18 protein-coding genes are annotated in these 18071 nt (G+C 69.3%); 10 read left to right on the top strand and 8 right to left on the bottom strand.

All coding sequences use genetic code 11. The features are described from left to right. Window positions 1-56: 56 nt before the first annotated feature. Together ON29_RS23205 and ON29_RS23200 are read right to left on the bottom strand one after the other, a co-directional pair. Window positions 57-686 carry a DUF1003 domain-containing protein gene (locus ON29_RS23205; protein WP_051175507.1) on the bottom strand — a complete coding sequence of 210 codons (630 nt, stop codon included), beginning with the start codon at window positions 684-686 and terminating at the stop codon, window positions 57-59. A gap of 58 nt (window positions 687-744) precedes the next feature. Then, window positions 745-2025, bottom strand: a complete 1281-nt coding sequence (locus ON29_RS23200; protein WP_040869461.1) for a magnesium transporter MgtE N-terminal domain-containing protein — start codon at window positions 2023-2025, stop codon at window positions 745-747. Between the two features lie 62 nt (window positions 2026-2087). Between ON29_RS23200 and ON29_RS23195 the strand changes: the two genes are divergently transcribed. The 3 genes from ON29_RS23195 to ON29_RS23185 are packed head-to-tail and all read left to right on the top strand — an operon-like array spanning window position 2088 to window position 4133. Further along, entirely contained in the window at window positions 2088-3044 is a 957-nt protein-coding gene (locus ON29_RS23195) for an HpcH/HpaI aldolase/citrate lyase family protein (RefSeq protein ID WP_040869471.1), read from the top strand. Window positions 3045-3056: 12 nt separating this feature from the next. After that, entirely contained in the window at window positions 3057-3548 is a 492-nt protein-coding gene (locus ON29_RS23190) for a YflT domain-containing protein (protein WP_040869460.1), read from the top strand. 3 nt (window positions 3549-3551) lie between these two features. Continuing rightward, window positions 3552-4133, top strand: a complete 582-nt coding sequence (locus ON29_RS23185) for a suppressor of fused domain protein (protein ID WP_083864020.1) — start codon at window positions 3552-3554, stop codon at window positions 4131-4133. Between the two features lie 12 nt (window positions 4134-4145). Here ON29_RS23185 and ON29_RS23180 read toward each other — a convergent pair whose 3' ends face one another. After that, complete coding sequence (locus ON29_RS23180; RefSeq protein WP_217999275.1) at window positions 4146-5225, bottom strand: magnesium and cobalt transport protein CorA; 1080 nt, start codon at window positions 5223-5225, stop codon at window positions 4146-4148. A 75-nt stretch (window positions 5226-5300) separates the two neighbouring features. On the opposite strand from ON29_RS23180, the gene ON29_RS23175 reads away from it, so the two are divergent. The 4 genes from ON29_RS23175 to ON29_RS23160 all read left to right on the top strand — a co-directional run bounded on the left by ON29_RS23175 (window position 5301) and on the right by ON29_RS23160 (window position 9714). Beyond that, a complete protein-coding gene (locus ON29_RS23175) occupies window positions 5301-6155 on the top strand; it encodes a PHP domain-containing protein (RefSeq protein ID WP_040869458.1) in 855 nt (284 codons plus the stop codon). Beyond that, window positions 6152-6418, top strand: a complete 267-nt coding sequence (locus tag ON29_RS23170; protein ID WP_051175505.1) for a hypothetical protein — start codon at window positions 6152-6154, stop codon at window positions 6416-6418. The genes ON29_RS23175 and ON29_RS23170 overlap by 4 nt, the downstream gene beginning before the upstream one ends. A gap of 51 nt (window positions 6419-6469) precedes the next feature. After that, window positions 6470-8002, top strand: a complete 1533-nt coding sequence (locus ON29_RS23165; protein ID WP_083864018.1) for an FAD-binding protein — start codon at window positions 6470-6472, stop codon at window positions 8000-8002. A gap of 515 nt (window positions 8003-8517) precedes the next feature. Continuing rightward, a complete protein-coding gene (locus ON29_RS23160; protein WP_040869456.1) occupies window positions 8518-9714 on the top strand; it encodes an NAD(P)-dependent malic enzyme in 1197 nt (398 codons plus the stop codon). Between the two features lie 82 nt (window positions 9715-9796). On the opposite strand, the gene ON29_RS23155 is transcribed toward ON29_RS23160, so the two are convergent. Genes ON29_RS23155 through ON29_RS23140 form a run of 4 tightly spaced genes read right to left on the bottom strand, consistent with a single transcriptional unit; the run spans window position 9797 to window position 13231 of the window. Then, entirely contained in the window at window positions 9797-10513 is a 717-nt protein-coding gene (locus ON29_RS23155) for an ABC transporter permease (protein ID WP_051175503.1), read from the bottom strand. Next, window positions 10510-11178: an ABC transporter permease gene (locus tag ON29_RS23150; RefSeq protein WP_040869454.1), complete on the bottom strand. Its 669-nt coding sequence runs from the start codon at window positions 11176-11178 to the stop codon at window positions 10510-10512. Before ON29_RS23150 ends, ON29_RS23155 begins: the two co-directional genes overlap by 4 nt. Before the next feature lie 6 nt (window positions 11179-11184). Beyond that, entirely contained in the window at window positions 11185-12333 is a 1149-nt protein-coding gene (locus ON29_RS23145; RefSeq protein WP_040869452.1) for an ABC transporter ATP-binding protein, read from the bottom strand. A gap of 13 nt (window positions 12334-12346) precedes the next feature. Next, window positions 12347-13231 carry an ABC transporter substrate-binding protein gene (locus tag ON29_RS23140; RefSeq protein ID WP_085994937.1) on the bottom strand — a complete coding sequence of 295 codons (885 nt, stop codon included), beginning with the start codon at window positions 13229-13231 and terminating at the stop codon, window positions 12347-12349. A 242-nt stretch (window positions 13232-13473) separates the two neighbouring features. On the opposite strand from ON29_RS23140, the gene ON29_RS23135 reads away from it, so the two are divergent. The 3 genes from ON29_RS23135 (at window position 13474) to ON29_RS23125 (ending at window position 17048) form a co-directional block, all read left to right on the top strand. Beyond that, a complete protein-coding gene (locus ON29_RS23135) occupies window positions 13474-14364 on the top strand; it encodes a glycine betaine ABC transporter substrate-binding protein (protein WP_040869450.1) in 891 nt (296 codons plus the stop codon). Between the two features lie 495 nt (window positions 14365-14859). Next, a complete protein-coding gene (locus ON29_RS23130; RefSeq protein WP_040869448.1) occupies window positions 14860-15555 on the top strand; it encodes a PadR family transcriptional regulator in 696 nt (231 codons plus the stop codon). Between the two features lie 11 nt (window positions 15556-15566). Next, on the top strand, window positions 15567-17048 hold the full coding sequence (locus ON29_RS23125; RefSeq protein ID WP_040869447.1) for a DHA2 family efflux MFS transporter permease subunit: 1482 nt from the start codon (window positions 15567-15569) through the stop codon (window positions 17046-17048). Between the two features lie 23 nt (window positions 17049-17071). Here the strand turns inward: ON29_RS23125 and ON29_RS23120 are convergent. After that, window positions 17072-18071 (bottom strand): molybdopterin-dependent oxidoreductase (locus ON29_RS23120; protein ID WP_040869446.1); only part of this gene is annotated, 1000 nt, incomplete at its 5' end.

Below are 18071 nucleotides of genomic sequence, written 5' to 3'. Positions count from 1 at the left end.
GGGAGCAACCGTCGCGACAACCCCTGCGCCGGCCACTCTGGACAACGTTGTCCAGGTTACCCACCAGTCAGGTCCTTATTCGGTATTTTCGGTTGATCACTGGTTCCCGACGGTGAAACCGCTGTTGGAGCGGGCTTTCGGCCGGAGCTTTTCTTGCGGCCACCCTTTCCGCCGCTTTCCGTCCGGGTCTCGTGATCAGGGGATTCCCCGTACTCCATTCGGTCCAGAATCCCTTTCAGTTCTTCCAATTCCCGGCGCAGGTAATCGCGGGTGGCGACTTCGCCGACGGCGATGCGCAGCGCCGCGAGTTCCCGTGCGAGGAACTCGGTGTCCGCCTTGGTCTGCGCGGCCCGCACCCGGTCCTCCTCCAGGGCCACCCGGTCCCGGTTGTCCTGCCGGTTCTGCGCCAGCAGGATCAACGGCGCCGCGTAGGCGGCCTGGGTGGAGAACGCCAGATTCAGCAGGATGAACGGGTACGGGTCCCACCGCAGGGCGACCACGAAGATGTTCAGCAGAATCCAAACCAGCACCAGGATCGTCTGGACCGCCAAATACCGTCCGGTCCCCAGGAATCGCGCCACCCGTTCGCTGCTACGAGCCAAAGCCTCGGCGTCCCACTCGAACCGGAACCGGCTTTCCACCGGTGTTTCCAAACGTTGGCGCGCCCTGCTGGGACCGAGCCGCATGCCCGGGTCGTTCTCGCTCACGGTGTGTCCTTTCGGGCGTGAGCGGGGCCCCGCGCTCTCACGCCCCGCTCCTCTCGTCGGTCTCTTCCTGGTCGCGCCAGTCCTCGGGCAACAGGTGGTCGAGGACGTCGTCGACGCTGACCGCGCCGAGCAGATGGTTCTCCTCGTCCACCACCGGTCCGCAGACCAGGTTGTAGGTAGCGAAATACCGGGTCACCGCGGCCAAGGGGAGATCGGGGCGCAGCGGCGACAGGTCGGTGTCGAGAATGCCGCCCACCAGGTGGGCAGGGGGTTCGCGCAGCAATTGCTGGATGTGCACCGAACCGAGGTAGCGACCGGTCGGCGTCGCGGTGGGCGGACGCACCACGAACACGATGGAGGCCAGCGCCGGGGTGAGGTCCGGGTTGCGCACCCGCGCCAGCGCTTCGGCCACCGTCGTCGAGGGCGTCAGGATGATCGGTTTCGGCGTCATCAAACCGCCCGCGCTGTAGGGGGAGTGCTCGAGCAACCTGCGCACCGGTTCGGACTCCTGGGGGTCCATCAGGGCGAGCAGCGATTCGGCCTCGCCCTCGGGCAGTTCGCCCAGCAGGTCGGCGGCGTCGTCGGGGTCCATCGCCTCCAGCACGTCGGCGGCCCTGCGCACCTCCAGGTGACCGAGCAACTCGACCTGCTCGTCGTCGGGGAGTTCCTGCACCACGTCGGCCAGACGTTCGTCGTCCAGCGCGACGGCCACCTCGACCCGCCGTTTCTCCGGCAGCTCGCGCAACCGCTGCGCCACGTCGGCCGCGCGCATGCCTTCGAACTGCTCGAGCAGTTGCGTGACGTCCTGCCCCGGCCTGCCGATCTCGTAGGGCGTCAGGCCGGACACCATGGTCCAGTCCACCACGTGCACCGTGCGCCTGCGGCCCAGCCTGCGGTGCCCGCGCACCGCGACCCGGCTGACCAGCCAGTCCCTGGAACGGGTCTGCTCGATGCCGAGATCGACAACGTGGACGTCCACGTCCGCCAGGTCGGGTAGGTCCGGGTCCTCGACCCGCACCACCGAATCGACGATCTGTGCCAGGGCGAGCATCTCGCCGGGTCGCTGATTGAAACGGCGCAGGCTCACCGTTCCGGTGTTCAGCGTGACCACACCGGGTTCGATCGCGGTGATCCGCAGGATCGGCACGAAAATACGCCGCCGAGTGGGCAGTTCGACGACCAAGCCGTGCACCCGCGGTTGCTGGCGGTCGGAACGGACGGCCACGACGACGTCGCGAATCCGGCCGATAGACTCGCCGTCCGGTCCCAGCACCGCCAAACCGGCCAGCCTGGCGACGTACACCCTGGTAGCTGCCATGCTGTCAGGCTAGATGTTCGCGGGCGGGTGTTCGCACCCCGCCACGATCGACGGGAGTGATCATGAAGCCGCGCCGTTCGGTGCTCGCCTGCCCGGGCAGCAACACGAAGATGATCGAGAAGGCCAAGACCTTGCCCGTCGACGAGGTGTTTCTCGATCTGGAGGACGCGGTGGCCCCGGTCGCGAAGGCCCAGGCGCGGGCGAACATCGTCGCGGCGCTGAACGACTCCGGGTGGGGAACGCAACTGCGCGTGGTGCGGGTCAACGACTGGACCACCGAGTGGACCTACGCGGATGTCATTTCCGTGGTCGAGGGCGCGGGCGCGGCGCTGGACGCGATCCTGCTGCCCAAGGTGACCGATGCGGGCCAGGTGCGCGCGCTGGACCTGCTGCTGACCCAGCTGGAGAAGGCCTGCGGCCTCGACGTCGGGCGGATCGGTATCGAGCCGCAGATCGAGAACGCGGCGGGGCTGCGCGCTATCGACGCGATCGCCACCGCGAGCCCCCGGGTGCAGACGCTGGTCTTCGGCCCGGCGGACTTCATGGCCAGCATCAACATGCGCACCTTGGTGGTCGGCGAACAACCGGAGGGCTACGACACCGGCGACGCCTACCACCACATCCTGATGACCATCCTGCTCGCGGCCCGTGCGCACGGCTTGCAGGCGATCGACGGCCCGTACCTGCAGATCCGGGATGTGGAGGGTTTCCGGCGGGCCGCGGCGCGCACGGCCGCGCTCGGATTCGACGGCAAATGGGTGCTGCACCCCGGACAGATCGAGGCGGCGAACGAGATCTTCAGCCCGCGCCAGTCGGACTACGACCGTGCCGAGGAGATCCTCGACGCCTATGCCTTTCACACCTCCGCGGCGGGCGGCGCGCGCGGCGCGGTGATGCTCGGTGACGAGATGATCGACGAGGCCAGCGCCAAGATGGCGCACGTGATCGCGGAGAAGGGCCGTGCCGCCGGAATGACGCGCACCACGCGTTTCACACCACCGCGGCATGCGTCGGAATAGCAGAATGGAACCATGACGAATCCCTTGGGGAACTCGAGCCGTGCGCGGCAGGGCCTCCCGACACCCCCGTCGGGCTGGCCGGTCGGCTCGTATCCGACCTATGTCGAGGCGCAGAAGGCGGTCGACTATCTGGCCGACAACCAGTTCCCGGTGCAGGACGTGACCATCGTGGGCGTCGACTTGATGCAGGTCGAACGGGTCCTCTATCGGCTGACCTGGGGCAAGGTGATCGGCGGCGGTGTGGTGTCCGGCGCCTGGCTCGGCCTGTTCCTCGGTCTGCTGCTGAGCCTGTTCACCACCAGTGGCGCGCTTGGTCCGCTGCTCGTCGGCTTGATCGGCGGCGTCATCTTCGGCGTCATCTCGACCTCGATCCCGTACGCGGCCACCAGGGGCCAGCGCGATTTCGCCTCCACCATGCAGTTGGTGGCAGGCCGCTACGACGTGCTGTGCGATCCGAAGTCGGCCGAACAGGCTCGGGACATGCTCGCGCGGCTGGCGATCTGAGGCATGGAAGTACTGGAGACGGTCCGCACCGAGGTGCTGGGCCATTTCGGGGTGGAGGCCGCGCATGTCGACGCCGCGTCGGTCACCTTCCTGGGCTTGGAACCGATCGAGATCCTGCGCATCGCCGAGGACGATCTGGTGCACTACGTGACGCTCGGCGCCAGCAGGCATCCGATGGGCGATCCCGCCGCGGTGCACGCCGACCCGGTGCGCGGGCCGCGCGCGGAGTTGGTACTGACGTTGCGGTCCGGGGTCGGCGCCAGCTCCGGCCTGGCCAAGTCGCTCGGCGTGCTCGCCGCGGCTCCGGTCGTGGAAGGCGTTGTGCTGCAAGCGGACGCGCTGCTGGATCTGGGTGAGCCGATGTGGCGCGACGCGCCGTTCACCGCGGTTCTGCTCGGCGACAGCGACATCCCGGCCGTGTCGCTGCCCGACCCGGCCGAGCCGGTGCGGTACTTCGCGGTGACGCCGGTGACCGCGACGGAGGCGGCGTGGGTACGCGTTCGCGGCGCGCAGGCGTTGCGGGAGGCGTGGCAGGAGGCGGGGATCGACGTGCGCGACCCGGGGCGCGGCGCCGCCAGCTTGTGATCGGTCGCCCGGCTACAGCCACTTGTTGCGGCGGAAGGTGAAGAACAAGCCCGTGCAGATGGCGAGGATGAGCACCCACACCATCGGATAGCCCCAGACCTGGTGCAGTTCGGGCATGTGATCGAAGTTCATCCCGTAGATGCCCGCGATCATCGTCGGCACCGCCGCGATCGCGACCCAGGCCGAGATCTTGCGCATGTCGGTGTTCTGCTGCACGCCGATCCGGGCCAGCGCGGCGCTGATCAGCGCGCTGAGCGCCTCGTCGAAGTCGTTGATCCGTTCCGCGACGGCGGCGTGCTGTTCCGCGACGTCGCGCAGATAACGCCGGACCTCCTTGGGCACCGGCAGATCCGGTTTGTGACTCAGCTGGTCGAGCGGCGCGGCGAGCGGATTCACCGCGCGCCGTAACTCGACCACCTCGCGCTTGAGCTGGTAGATGGATTCCACGGTGACCCTGCTGCGTGGAGTGAAGATCTCCTCTTCCATCTCGTCGATGTCGTCCTCGACCGACTGGGCCACCTCGATGTAGGAGTCCACCACCCGGTCGGCGATCGCGTGCAGCACCGCGCCGGGGCCGAGCGCCAGTTGCGCGGAGTCCTCCTCCAACGCCTTGCGCACCTCGGCCAGCCCGGAATGCTCACCGTGCCGGACGGCGACCACGAAGTCGGGGCCGGTGAACACGATGATCTCGCCGGTTTCCACGATCTCGCTGACACTGTTCAATTCGTGCTCGACGTAGCTGACCGTGCGCAGCAACAGCAGCAGCGAGTCGTCGTAGCGTTCCAGTTTCGGCCGCTGGTGCTTCTCCAAGGCATACTCGACGGCCAGCGGATGCAGCCCGAAGGTTTCGGCGATGTCGGCCATCTGCGTGCGATCCGGATCGTGCAGCCCGACCCAGACGAATCCGTGTTCCTCGCGGGCTCGCGCGAGGGCCGCTTCATGCGTGAAGCGCCCGGACAGGCGCTTGCCGTCCACGTACACCGCACAGTCGACGATCGCCTGCGCCGTCGGAACCGGGATGAAACGGTGCGCGGGCGTTCGGCTGGATCCACGAAGTGAGGAGAGCGGAGAAAAGGACGGCACCTTGACGATGCTACGTCGCCGCAGGCTGCCGGAAGGTCGCCTGCGCGTGCGGGAAGACGCCGCCGCACTGTAAGACTTGAAGGCGTGCGCATCGACCTCCATACCCACTCGACCGCGTCCGACGGCACCGACACCCCGGCCGAACTCGTGCGGAACGCGGCCGCCGCGGGCCTGGACGTCGTCGCGATCACCGATCACGACACCACGGCGGGCTGGGCCGAAGCGGTCGACGCGCTACCGGCGGGCATGACGCTGGTCCGCGGCATGGAGATGTCGTGCGTCGGCCTCGGCGAGGACGGCTGGCCGGTGCCCGTGCATCTGCTGGCCTACCTGTTCGACCCGGCCCATCGCGGCTTCGCCGAGGAACGCGAGCGGCTGCGCGCCGAACGGGTGGAGCGGCTGCGCGCCATGGCCGAGCGGATGGCCGCCGACGGACTGCCGATCGATCCCGATGCCGTGCTGGCCTCGGCCGGTCCATCGGCGGGGCGACCGCACCTGGCCCGCGCGCTGGTCGCCGCCGGTGTGGTGCCGAGCGTGGACGCGGCGTTCGACGAATTGCTCGCTCCGCACGGCCCCTACTACGCCGAGAAGGCCGATACTCCGCTGCGCCGGGCGGTGCAGATGATCGCCACCGCGGGCGGGGTCAGCGTGCTTGCGCACACCAGGGCACGCAAGCGGGGCAGGCTGCTCGCGCTCGACGACATCCGCGAGCTGGCCGCGCTCGGGCTCGGCGGCCTGGAGATCGCGCACCCCGACCACTCCGCGGCCGACCGCGCGGTGCTCACCGATCTCGCCGCCGAACTCGGCCTGCTCACCACCGGTTCGTCGGATTACCACGGTTCGAACAAGACCATCCGGCTCGGCGACTACACCACCGATCCCGCGCAGTTCGAGAAGCTCGTCGGCAAGGCATCCGGCGTGCCGGTGGTCACCTCGTGAGACTCCTGCGCGGACTCAGCGGCATCGTCGCCGGGGGCACCGTGGTGGGCATGCTGGTCGTGGTCGGCGCCGCCGTGCTCGCGGATCGGCGCGGCTTCCCCGGGCCCGGCGGTGAATCGGTCACCTGGCACGTCGCGGCCGCGGTGGTCGCCCTCGCGGCGCAGATATATTCGGACCGGCACCGCGGGGTGGCCGCCTGCGCCGCGTCCATGATCGTTTTTCTGGCTGCTGGGCTATTGCTGTGGACACAATGGTGGAGCTGATTTCCGGGCATTGGTTGCGAGGGGATGAATTGTGCCGGAACATTTTTCTTTGTGACTGAACTCGAGACGGATGTACTGGTAGTCGGCGGTGGTCCCGCCGGTGCCTGGGCGGCCGTCTCGGCCGCGGCGACGGGCGCCACCGTCGTGCTCGTCGACAAGGCGCACTGCCGGTCGAGCGGGCCGACCGCGCGCGGCGCGATCTCCTTATGGCACATCCCGCCCGGCGCGGCGCGGGAGGAGGCGGTGCGGCGCGCGCACGCGCACGGCGGCGGGCTGGGAGATCCTGACCTGATGCACCGCGTGCTCGAGGAGACCCATCAGCGGGTCGAGCAATTGGCCCGGTGGGGTTGTCGCGTGGCCGGTGACCCGGCGCGACGGCGGATGCATCTGGACGGCGCCCGCTACCTGCGGCGGATGCGCCGGGTGCTGCGGGAAGCCGGGGTGCGCGTACTCGACCATCATCCCGCGTTGCAATTGCTGGTCGATCGCGAAGGCGTGGTAGCGGGCGCGGGCGGACTGAGCGCGCACGAGGGATTCCGGCGCTGGAGCGTGCGTGCGGGCGCGGTTGTGGTGGCCACGGGAGGCTGCGCGTTCCTGTCCGGCGCCGCAGGCACCGACGTCGACACCGGCGACGGCCTGTTGTTCGCCGCGGAAGCGGGCGCCGAGCTGTCCGGAATGGAATTCTCCTGCGCCTACGGCCTGATCTCGCCGGACAAGGCCGAGCCGGCCGCGCTCCGTGGTTTCGTCTCGCGATCCGCCCCTCTCTACGACGAATCCGGCGCCGAGTTGCCCGGCCATCGCTCGGCGGCGCTCGCGGCCATCGCCGATGGACAGCGCATATTCGCCGCCTCGGATGACGTGCCGGTCGCCTTCCGGTCCCGGCCGACGCGCCAGGGCCACGTCGACCGCGCGACCCGGGTGCCGCTGCGGGCCGTGCTGGAGGGCACCGTGCGCGGCACCGGGGGACTGCGCGTCACCGGGCCGGAGTGCGCGACGACCGTCGCCGGCCTGTTCGCCGCGGGCGACGTCGTCAGCCGCGAGGCGATCACCGGCGCGGTGAGCGGATCCGGCGGACTGAGCGGGGCATGGGCGATCGCGTCGGGTGTGTGGGCGGGCACCGCCGCGGCGAAGTTCGCGCGGACCTCGGATCGCCGCGCCCCGGCGCGCGAGGTGCCGGGAGCCGGGCTGAACGCTGTCGCGCGGATCGACCCCCGAGCGGTGGTCGGCCTCGTCCAGGAGCACACCTTGCCGTTGCGGCGCAGCTACTGGCGCAGCGCGGGCAGCCTGCGCGACAGCGTCGGAGAACTCGACGGGATGTGGCCCGGCGCGGAATTCGACCTCGGCGGTAGCGGTGTGGACCTGTTGCGCGCCCGGCAGGCCGCCGCACTGCTCGCGGTGGCGCGCTGGACGAAATACAGCGCGCTCATGCGCACCGAGAGCCGCGGCATGCACCGCAGGACCGACCATCCCGGTGCCTCCGACACCTGGCGGATGCGGCTGATCTCGGGTGGCGTGCGCAGCGTGTGGGTGCGCCCCGACGCGCCGCCGAGCCTGCCGGAGCAGCCCCGCGATATCGTGGCCTGATCTTCGCGCTGCCGTGGCCACGGCGGCCCGCCGCCGCGCGGGACTCACACCGGCAATGCCGCGAGCGGTGCGATCACTCACCGTGCCGGGCTCGTGAGCGGGGAGTTTCCGCTTACCTGAAGGTAATTGCCGCCTCCTACCGTTGGGTGATGGAGCGCGACACGGCCCAGGAGCTAACCGGTTTGGCAACTTGCCCACCGGACTGGCAGAATGTGTCGGATTCCTTACCTCCGCCACCGCCGGGTGAGGGAATCACGGAGGTCTCCGCCTCGCCGACGTACCGTCGCGACCCGCGAGATCACACCGCATGTTCTGTCCGGGCCCACCCGTCCGGTTTCTGTTTCGCGGATCAGTGCCGCGCCCGCATCGAGATACCGGCAAGTCGTGTTCGCTCGCTCGCATCCGTCTCGAAACATACCGGTCAGCGCACTCGATGAGCGTAGTGAAACGACTTATACCCATTACCCAGGGGTAACCGTCCCCCGGTTTAGCCCGACCTGAGCAGGAGTGAAATCGTGTCACCTGTGACTGATGCACCGAATTCCACCGCAAGCCTGTCCGAAATCACAAACGACGAAATCTTCGCGGGACATCTCGGCGGCAAGCTCTCGGTCGAACTCAGTGCGCCGCTGGAGACCCAGCGTGATCTGTCGATCGCCTACACCCCGGGCGTCGCCCAGGTCAGCCGCGCGATCGCCGAGGACGAGGCGCTGGCGAAGCGCTACACCTGGACCGATCGGCTCGTGGTCGTGGTCAGCGACGGCACCGCCGTGCTCGGCCTGGGCGACATCGGCCCGCGCGCCTCGCTGCCGGTCATGGAGGGCAAGGCGGCGCTGTTCAAGAAGTTCGCCGGCCTGGATTCGATCCCGATCGTGTTGGACACCAAGGACGTCGACGCGATCGTCGAGACGCTGATCCTGCTGCGCCCGAGCTTCGGTGCGGTGAACCTGGAGGACATCTCCGCGCCGCGCTGCTTCGAGATCGAGAAGCGCGTCATCGAGGCGCTCGACTGCCCGGTGATGCACGACGACCAGCACGGCACCGCCATCGTGGTGCTCGCGGCGCTCAACGGCGCGGCCAAGGTGCAGGGCCGCGGCATCGAGGGCCTGAAGGTCGTGGTGTCCGGCGCGGGCGCGGCCGGTGTCGCGTGCACGAACATCCTGCTCGCCGCCGGTGTCCGCGACGTCACCGTGCTCGACTCGAAGGGCATCGTCAACCGCGAGCGCGGCGACCTCAACGAGGTGAAGGCCGAGCTGGCCACCCGCACCAACCCGCGCGGCCTCACCGGCGGCGCGGCGGAGGCGCTGGCGGGCGCCGACGTGTTCCTCGGCCTGTCCGCCGGTCTGATCGCCGAAGAGCTCATCGCGTCGATGGCGCCGGAGTCGATCGTGTTCGCCATGTCCAACCCGGACCCGGAGATCCACCCCGAGGTGGCGCGCAAGTACGCCGCGATCGTGGCCACCGGCCGCAGTGATTTCCCGAACCAGATCAACAACGTGCTGGCCTTCCCCGGTGTCTTCAAGGGCGCGCTGGACGCGGGAGCCCGGCGGATCACCGAGGGCATGAAGATCGCCGCCGCCGACGCGATCCTCAGCGTCGTCGCCGACGAACTCGGTCCGGACAAGATCGTGCCCAGCCCGCTGGACCCGCGGGTCGCCCCGGCCGTCGCCGAAGCGGTCGCCGCGGCTGCCCGCGCCGAGGGCGTCGCGTAACGCGCGTTCTCACGTAGCTACAAGGACGCCCCGTTCATACCGAACGGGGCGTCCTTGTCGTAGGCAACGGTATTCGCCGAGTTCAGCCTGTGGTCTGCAACTCGCCAACGGGTGCGGCCACGGGGCGTGGCGCGCGGCGCAACCGGTCCACACCCGGTGCGCTCGCCCATACCGCGAACGCGAGCAGGCCGTCCAGCACCATCGCCAGCACAGCCACCAGCAGCGCGCCCACCAGCACCCGGTCGTAGCGGTAGAGGCTGATGCCGTCGAAGATGTACCGGCCCAGCCCGCCGAGGTTGACGTAGGCGGCGATCGTCGCGGTGGCCACCACCTGCAGGGTCGCGCCGCGCAGCCCGGTGAGCAGGATGGGCAGCGCGTTGGGCACCTCCACCCGGAACAGGATCTGCCGCTCGGTCATGCCCATGGCGCGTGAGGCGTCCACGACGTCGGCGGGAACGTTCGCGATTCCGGCGTACGCGCCCGCGAGCAGCGGGGGGATGCCGACCGTGACCAGGGCGAGCAGCGGCGGGATCAGGCCGAGGCCGAGTAGCAGCACCAGGAACGTCAGCAGGCCGAGGGTCGGCAGCGCGCGCATGGCGTTGGCGAACCCGACCAGCACCGCCGCCCCCCGCCGGGTGTGGCCGATGATCAGGCCGAGCGGTACGGCGATCACCGCCGAGACGGCGATGGTCAGGAAGCTGTACCAGAGGTGCTGGACGATCCGGGTCCCGATACCGGAGGGACCGCTCCAGTTGGCGCCGTCGGTGCAGTAGTGCCAGGCGTCGAGGAACAGATTCATGTGGCAGCGCCTTTCGCCTTCGCCGTCCTGGCATCCGCGCGTACCCACGGCGTCGCCCAGCGGCCCAGCGCGTACACCGCCCGGTCGGCGATCAGCGCCAGCGCGAGCGTCACGATGATGCCCGCGATGATCTCGTCCGGGTAATCGCGCTGGTAGCCCTGGGTGAACAGCTTGCCGAGCCCGCCGACGCCGATCAGCGCCCCGACCGAAACCATCGCGATATTGGTCACCAGCACCACCCGAAGGCTGGATACGAAGACCGGCACGGCAAGCGGCATGTCCACGGTGAGCGTGCGGCGCAGCGGGCTGTAGCCGACGGCGTCGGCCGCGTCGAGCACGGTGACGGGCACCGAATCCAGGGCGGCCGGGACCGCGATCACCAGCAGTGCCGTGGAATAGATGGTGAGCGCGATGACCACGTTCAGCGGATCGATGGCCGAGATGCCCACCAGCGGAGGAATGATCACCAGCAGCGCCAGTGAGGGGATGGTGTAGGCCAGGCTCGCGGCGGTCACCGTGACCCGGCGCAGCCACGACACCCGCCGCACCAGCGCACCGGCCGGAATCGCGATCACCAAGGCCAGCAGCAGCGGCACCAGCGCGAGATAGAGATGGGTCGCGGTGAATCCCATGATCTCCGAGAAATTCTCGACGAGGTATCTCATGGCCGCCTATCGCACCTGTTCTTCGAAGAAGTGGCGGTTGCGTTCGGCGTCCTCCCGTGCGCGCTGGCCGGCCAGCTGCTCGAGCACTTCGGTGGCCAGCACGCCGCCGCGCACGGCGCCGGAGTCGTCCACGGCCACGCCCGTTCCGGAGGGCGAGGAGATCGCGGCGTCCAGCGCTTGGCGCAGGTCACCGGACGGGGTGAACAGCGAGCCGCCCGCCGACATGCTGTCGGCCAGTGCGCGGCCCGCGCGGAACCCTTCGACCCCGGTGACGTCCATCCAGCCGACCGGCTTGTTCGCCGCGTCCACCACCAGCACCCATTCGCCCGCGTCCAGCCGCAGCTGCTTCACCTCGTCCGCCACGGCCGTGCGGATCTCGTGCAGCGGAACGTCGTTCGCGGCCCGGAAGGACAATCCGCGATAACCGCGATCACGGCCGACGAAATCGGCGACGAAATCGGTGGCAGGCTGAGCGAGCAGGCGCTGCGGCGGGTCGTACTGCTGGAGCACTCCGCCGGGACCGAACACCGCCACCCGATCGCCGAGCGTGATCGCCTCGTCGATGTCATGCGTGACGAACACGATCGTCTTGTGCAATTCCGCCTGGAGCCTTTGCATTTCGATCTGCAATTCGGCGCGCACCACCGGGTCGACGGCGCTGAACGGTTCGTCCATCAGCAGGACCGGCGGGTCCGCGGCCAGCGCGCGGGCCACGCCGACGCGTTGCTGCTGGCCGCCCGACAGCTGCGCCGGATACCGCCGGGCCAGTGCGCGATCCAGGCCGACCCGGTCGAGCACCTCCAGCGCCGCGGCGCGGGCTGCGCGCCGGGAGTCGCCGCGCAGCACCGGAACGGTCGCGACGTTGTCGACGACCGTCCGGTGCGGCAGCAGGCCGCCGCTCTGGATGACATACCCGATCCCGAGGCGGAGCCGGACCGGATCGACTGTCGAAATATCCTGTCCGGCAATGGTGATCGTCCCCGAACTCGGAACGATCATGCGGTTGATCATTCGCATCGAGGTCGTCTTCCCGCAGCCGGAAGGGCCGACGAACACGGTGAACGACCCGGATTCGATGCGCAGATCCAAGTCGGTGACGGCGTGGGTGCCGTCCGGGTAGGTCTTGCTGATACCGGAGAATTCGATATCGGACAACGGATTCCCCTCCCTAGCCCACCGGCTTGTTCAGCCCCTTGGCGGCGACCCAGGCCGCGGCGGCGGCTCTGGGCTCGGTCTTGCCCGCCCCGGAGACGGCCTCGTTCAGCCGGAGCAGCTCGTCGGTGGTCAGTTGCGCCGACACCGCGTTCAGCACCGCGAGCGCCTTGTCCGACTTCTTGCTCGCGTTGAGCAGCGGCACCACGTTCTGCGCGGGGAAGTTGTGCTTCGGGTCGCGCAGCGCCACCAGATCGTTCTGCGCGATGGCCGGTGAGGTGGTGAAGATATCGGCCGCGGTCACCTTGCCCTCGACCAGCGCGCGCACCGTGGCGGGACCGCCGCCGTCGGCGATCGGCACGAAATTATCGGCCGCGATATCGAGGTTGTAGTTCTTCTTCAGTCCGGGCAACCCGCCCGCTCGCTCCTGGAATTCGGCGGGGGCGCCGAACTTCACCTCCGCCGAGTGCGCGGCCAGGTCCGCGATGGTGCTCAGATTCCAGCGCTGCGCGGTGGCGCGGGTGACCACGACGGCGTCCGAATCCTCTCCCGGCGCGGGCGCGCCGATCGCGAGATCGGAACCGAGGGCCTTGCCGAGGGCGCTCTCCACGTCGGCCGCGCTGGTGGCGGTGGCGTTCTTGTCCAGGTATTGCAGCAGGTTGCCGGTGTACTCCGGGATCACCGAGATGGCGCACTGCCGCAACGCCGGAATATAGGCTTCGCGACTGCCGATATTCAGCTTGGTGTCCACGGTGAAGCCGTTGACGCGCAACGCCTCCGCGTACACGTTGGCGACGGTCTCGGACTCCGGGAAATTCGCCGAACCGACGATCAATCCGTCTCCCGAACAGCTGCCGCCGGTGGCGAGCGGATCGGAATTGCCACAAGCCGACAGGATCATCGCGGCGGCGAGAACGGCTGCGGCGGCGAGGACGCGGGCGGCGCGCAACGTGCCGCGCACGGCGGGCCGCGGGCGCACGGCGGCGTCGGGGGTGCGGGTGGATTTCACGAGAGTCCTTCCGACAGGACGGCGGGCGCGGGCTCGGCACCGAACGGCCGCCGGTACATTCTGGGTGTCCATACTGCCCGCTTCCGGGTTTTCCCGTTGGCTGTGTCGATTCGTCGGAGGGTTGGTGTCGCCGGATGGTGTTGGCCGCGTCACAGCGGGTGCTGGCTCGGTTGCTGGTCGTCGCTTCGGTCGCCTTGGCCGTATCCTGCGGGAACGGCGAGCCGGCGCCGTCGATCACCGTCGCCGCGGGCGATTCGATCGAGTCGTCGGTGCTCGCCGAGATCTACGCGGGCGCATTGGCGCGGACCGGCGCGCGCACCGCGGTCGCCCCGGGGCTGGGCAACCGCGCAGACTACCTCGCGGCGCTCGACGCCGATCGGGTTCAAGTGGTCGGTGAGCACACCGGGGCGTTGCTGGCCCACCTCGACGAACACGCGACGGTCCGGCTCCCCGAAGAGGTGGTGAAGGCGGTGAGCGCCGCGCTGCCCGAGGGGCTGGTGGTCTCCGACCCTGCCGAGGGCGCCGATCTGCGGCCGCGGGTGCTGCTCACCGCGCAGGCGGCGGCCCAGGACAAGGTGCGGACGGTGGGCGATCTCGCGCCGCGCTGCGGCGGCCTGACCGTCGGTGTGGCGACCACGCCGGACCTGCTGCCTTCCGTCGGGCGTGAGCGCGTCGACGGGTGCGACTTCGCGGCCACCGTGGCCTTCCCGGATCCGGCCGCGTTGCGGAAGGCGTTGCTGGACGGACGGGTTCAAGTCGGTCTTCTCGGTGGTCCCCCCGAGCTGACGCCCGGCGCGACCGACGGATTGGCCGTGCTGGCCGACGACGGCTACGCCGTGCGCGCCGAGAACGTGCTGCCGCTGTTCCGCAAAGGCCTGCTCGACCAGCGGCAGATCAAGAAGCTGAACTACGTCGCGGGCGAGCTGACGACCGACGAGCTGGCGGCCATGATCCGCAGCGTCCGGGACGACGGCGCCGCGCCGGGTGATGTCGCGCGTGCTTGGTTGGACAAGCACGCGCTGTAGTCGGAGGGTCTCCGGCCCGGCGTGCGCGGCGGTCCGATCTCTCCCGAATCGTCCGACCGCTCGCGGGCGCTGTCGGGAATCGAGCGATAGATGTCGGCTCCGACACTGCCGCCGTTGTGAGCCGCGGCATAGTGTGGCAATCGGGCCTTCTATCGGTCCTGGCGAACAACGCTTCATTTCCGGTCTCGCAACAGCAACGGCGCTGGACAGGTCGCCAACGGTGTCGGCCTTCGGCCGGAGCTGAAATCGAGAGGCCATCGAGAACCTGTCGTCTCGATGGCCTCTCGTAGTGTATCCGCGAGGTAATCGGGACCGCGATACGCGAGGCCGGGGATTGTGTGGCTCATCACGGGTCGATCCGTCTTGTCGGCGGACTGTTCCGAGCCGTATATTCCACGTGGAATATTTAGCGTGGAGCATGTCGGGGCCCGGCGATAACGTGCGCAACGGCGGCAGCCGAGGGCCGAGACGATTCAGCAACGGAGGTGACCCGGCATGGGGCAAGGGCAGGCGCATCCATCGGTGACGCCGCTGGCCGTAGCCGTGCTCGCGCTGCTGGAGGAGCGGCCCATGCATCCGTACGAGATGTTCCAGACGCTGATCGCCCGGCGGGAGGACAAGCTGGTCAAGGTGCGGCCCGGTTCGCTGTACCACACCGTGTCCCGGCTGGCCGACCAGGAACTGGTCCGCGCCGAGGGCGTCGACCGGGCGGGCAACCGGCCCGAGCGCACCACCTACCGGATCACCGGGCGCGGCAGGGACGCGCTGCGCAACCGGATCGCCGAGATCGTGCGACGTCCCGTCCCGGAGTATCCGATCTTCCCGGTGGCGCTGGGGGAGTTGCACAATCTGCCCAAGCCGGAGGTGCTCGCGCTGCTGCGCGAACGAATCGGCGTACTGGAAACCGAACTGGCCGACACCGACATGCTGAGCGCCTGGGCCGAAGAGCACGTCGTCCCCCGCCGCTACTGGATCGCCCTGCCCTATCTGCGGGCTCTGCTCGCCGCCGAACTCGCCTGGGTCAAGGAGTTCACCGCCGAATTGGCCAGCGGCGCAATCGAATGGGAGAACTTCGACCCCGTGACCGGCGCGCGCTCGGCCTACCACGGCGCCGATTCCGCGGTGTTGCCGCCGGTGCCCCCCGGCAGCGTGGCGAAACCCGTCTCGAATTTTTCGGATAATCCGAGTTAGGAACGAAACAGATGTCCACACAACGTAATCCGTGGCCGGCGCTACTGGCGCTGGTTGTCGGCTTCTTCATGATCCTGCTGGACATGACGATCGTCGCGGTCGCCAATCCCGCGATCATGACCAGCCTGCACGCCGACATTTCGCAGGTGATCTGGGTGACCAGCGCTTACCTGCTCACCTACGCGGTGCCGCTGCTGGTCACCGGACGGCTGGGCGACCGATTCGGCCCCAAGAACATCTATCTGGTCGGCTTGGCGGTATTCACCGCGGCGTCGCTGTGGTGCGGCCTGTCCGGCAGCATCGGCATGCTGATCGCGGCCCGCGCCGCGCAGGGCATCGGCGCCGCACTGATGACGCCACAGACCATGGCCGTGATCACCCGGACCTTTCCGCCGGACCGGCGCGGCGCCGCCATGGGCCTGTGGGGTGGCGTAGCGGGATTGGCGACACTGGTCGGCCCGATCCTCGGCGGTGTGCTGGTGGACGGTCTCGGCTGGGAGTGGATCTTCATCGTGAACGTCCCGGTCGGCGTCGTCGCCTTCGCACTGGCGGTCTGGCTGGTGCCCGCACTGCCGACCCACGAGCACAAATTCGACATCCCCGGCGTGCTGCTCAGCGGCGTCGGCATGTTCCTGCTGGTGTTCGGCATCCAGGAGGGCAACAGCTACGACTGGTCGTTGCGCATCTGGCTGCTGATCGGCGCCGGCATCGTGGTGCTCGCGGTCTTCCTGGTCAACCAGGCCAAGACCAAGGGTGAGCCGTTGCTGCCGCTGAGCCTGTTCCGTGACCGCAACTTCGCGCTGTCCAATGCCGCGATCGCCGCGATGGGTGCGGCGGTGACCTCCCTGATGGTGCCGACGTACTTCTACCTGCAGGCCGTGCGGGAGCTGTCGCCGACCAAGTCGGCGCTGGTCTTCGCACCCATGGCGATCGTGACCGGTTTCTCGGCGCCGCTGGTCGGCAAGTTCGCCGACCGCTTGCACCCGCGGATCGTGCCCACCGTCGGCTTCGGCTTGTTCGCGCTGTCGGTGTTCTGGTTCGCGGCCCTGATGGAACCGCACTCGTCGCTGGCCTGGTTCCTGGTGGCCGCGGCGCTGGCCGGCTTCGCCAACGCCTGCATCTGGGCCCCGCTGGCGTCCACCGCCACCCACAACCTGCCCGTCCAGCAGGCCGGTGCGGGCGCGGGCGTCTACAACACCACCCGCCAGGTGGGCTCGGTGCTCGGCAGCGCGGCGATCAGCGCGCTGGTGGCGGCCCGGATGACGGCGAACGGACTGGGCGGCGGAAACGTCGCCGAAGGCGGCGCGGGCCAGGGCCCGATCCCGGAGTTCGTCAAGGATTCCTTCAGCACCGCGCTGAGCCAGTCCACCCTGCTCCCCTCCGCCATCCTGCTCATCGGCGTCGCCGCCTCGGTGCTGTTCATCCGCCACGGCAAATCCGCCCCGGCGCAATCCGAGCAAGAACGCGCCAAGGCCGACTCCGTAGCCGGCTGACCGGTCGGCGACCGATGTCGCTTTCAGGCCACCTGGACGATGACGGAGGGGTAGCCGGTGGCGCCGTCGGGGATCACGTCGCGGCGGTCGGCGGTTTGGGTTTCGCCGGAGCCGTCGGTGGCGCGGGCGCGGACGGTGTGCGGGCCGGAGGTGGCGTCCCAGTCGAAGACCCACTGGCGCCAGGTGTCGATGGACTGTTCCTCGGAAAGGCGGGCCTGCTGCCAGGGGCCGTTGTCGATCTGGACTTCCACCGCGCGGATGCCGCGGTGCTGGGCCCACGCGACACCGGCGATGGGGACGCGGCCGGGCTGGACGCGGCCGCGGGCGCGGGGAGTGTCGATGCGGGTGCCGGTCTTGATCGGGCCGAGTGCCGACCAGCCGCGGCGCGTCCAATACGCGGTGGCGCGGTCGAAGCGGGTGACTTCCAACTCGGTCACCCACTTGGTGGCCGAGACGTAGCCGTAGAGGCCGGGCACGACCAACCGGGCGGGATAACCGTGCTGCACCGGAAGGGGTTCGCCGTTCATGCCGATCGCGAGCAGGGCATCGCGTCCGTCGGTGAGCACCGCCAGCGGAGTACCCGCGGTCCAGCCGTCGGCGCTGCGCGAGAGCACCATGTCCGCGTCGGGGTGCGGGCCCGCCTCGGCCAGCAGCCGATCCACGCGGTAGCCGAGCCAGCGCGCGTTGCCGATCAGGTCGCCGCCGACCGGATTCGACACACAGGCCAGGGTGACCAGGTGTTCCTCCACCGGACGATTCGCCAGATCCGCCCAGTCGAGCCGGATCTCGCGCTCGACCATGCCGTGGATGCGCAGCGACCAGCCGTCCTTGGACACCTGCGGCACGATCAGCGCGGTGTCGATCCGGTAGAAGTCGTCGTTCGGGGTCAGATAGGGCGTGAGCCCGGGTACGCGGAGATCGACGCCGGGCGCGACCGGCTCGGCAGGGGCGGACGGCTCCGGCAGTTGCACCGCGGCGCGCTCGCCGGATACGTCGCTGCGGCGGGCACCGAGCACGCGACCG

The sequence above is a fragment of the Nocardia exalbida NBRC 100660 genome (assembly GCF_000308575.1).
GTDB lineage: Bacteria > Actinomycetota > Actinomycetes > Mycobacteriales > Mycobacteriaceae > Nocardia > Nocardia exalbida.
This window is presented reverse-complemented; position numbering and strand designations above follow the sequence as displayed.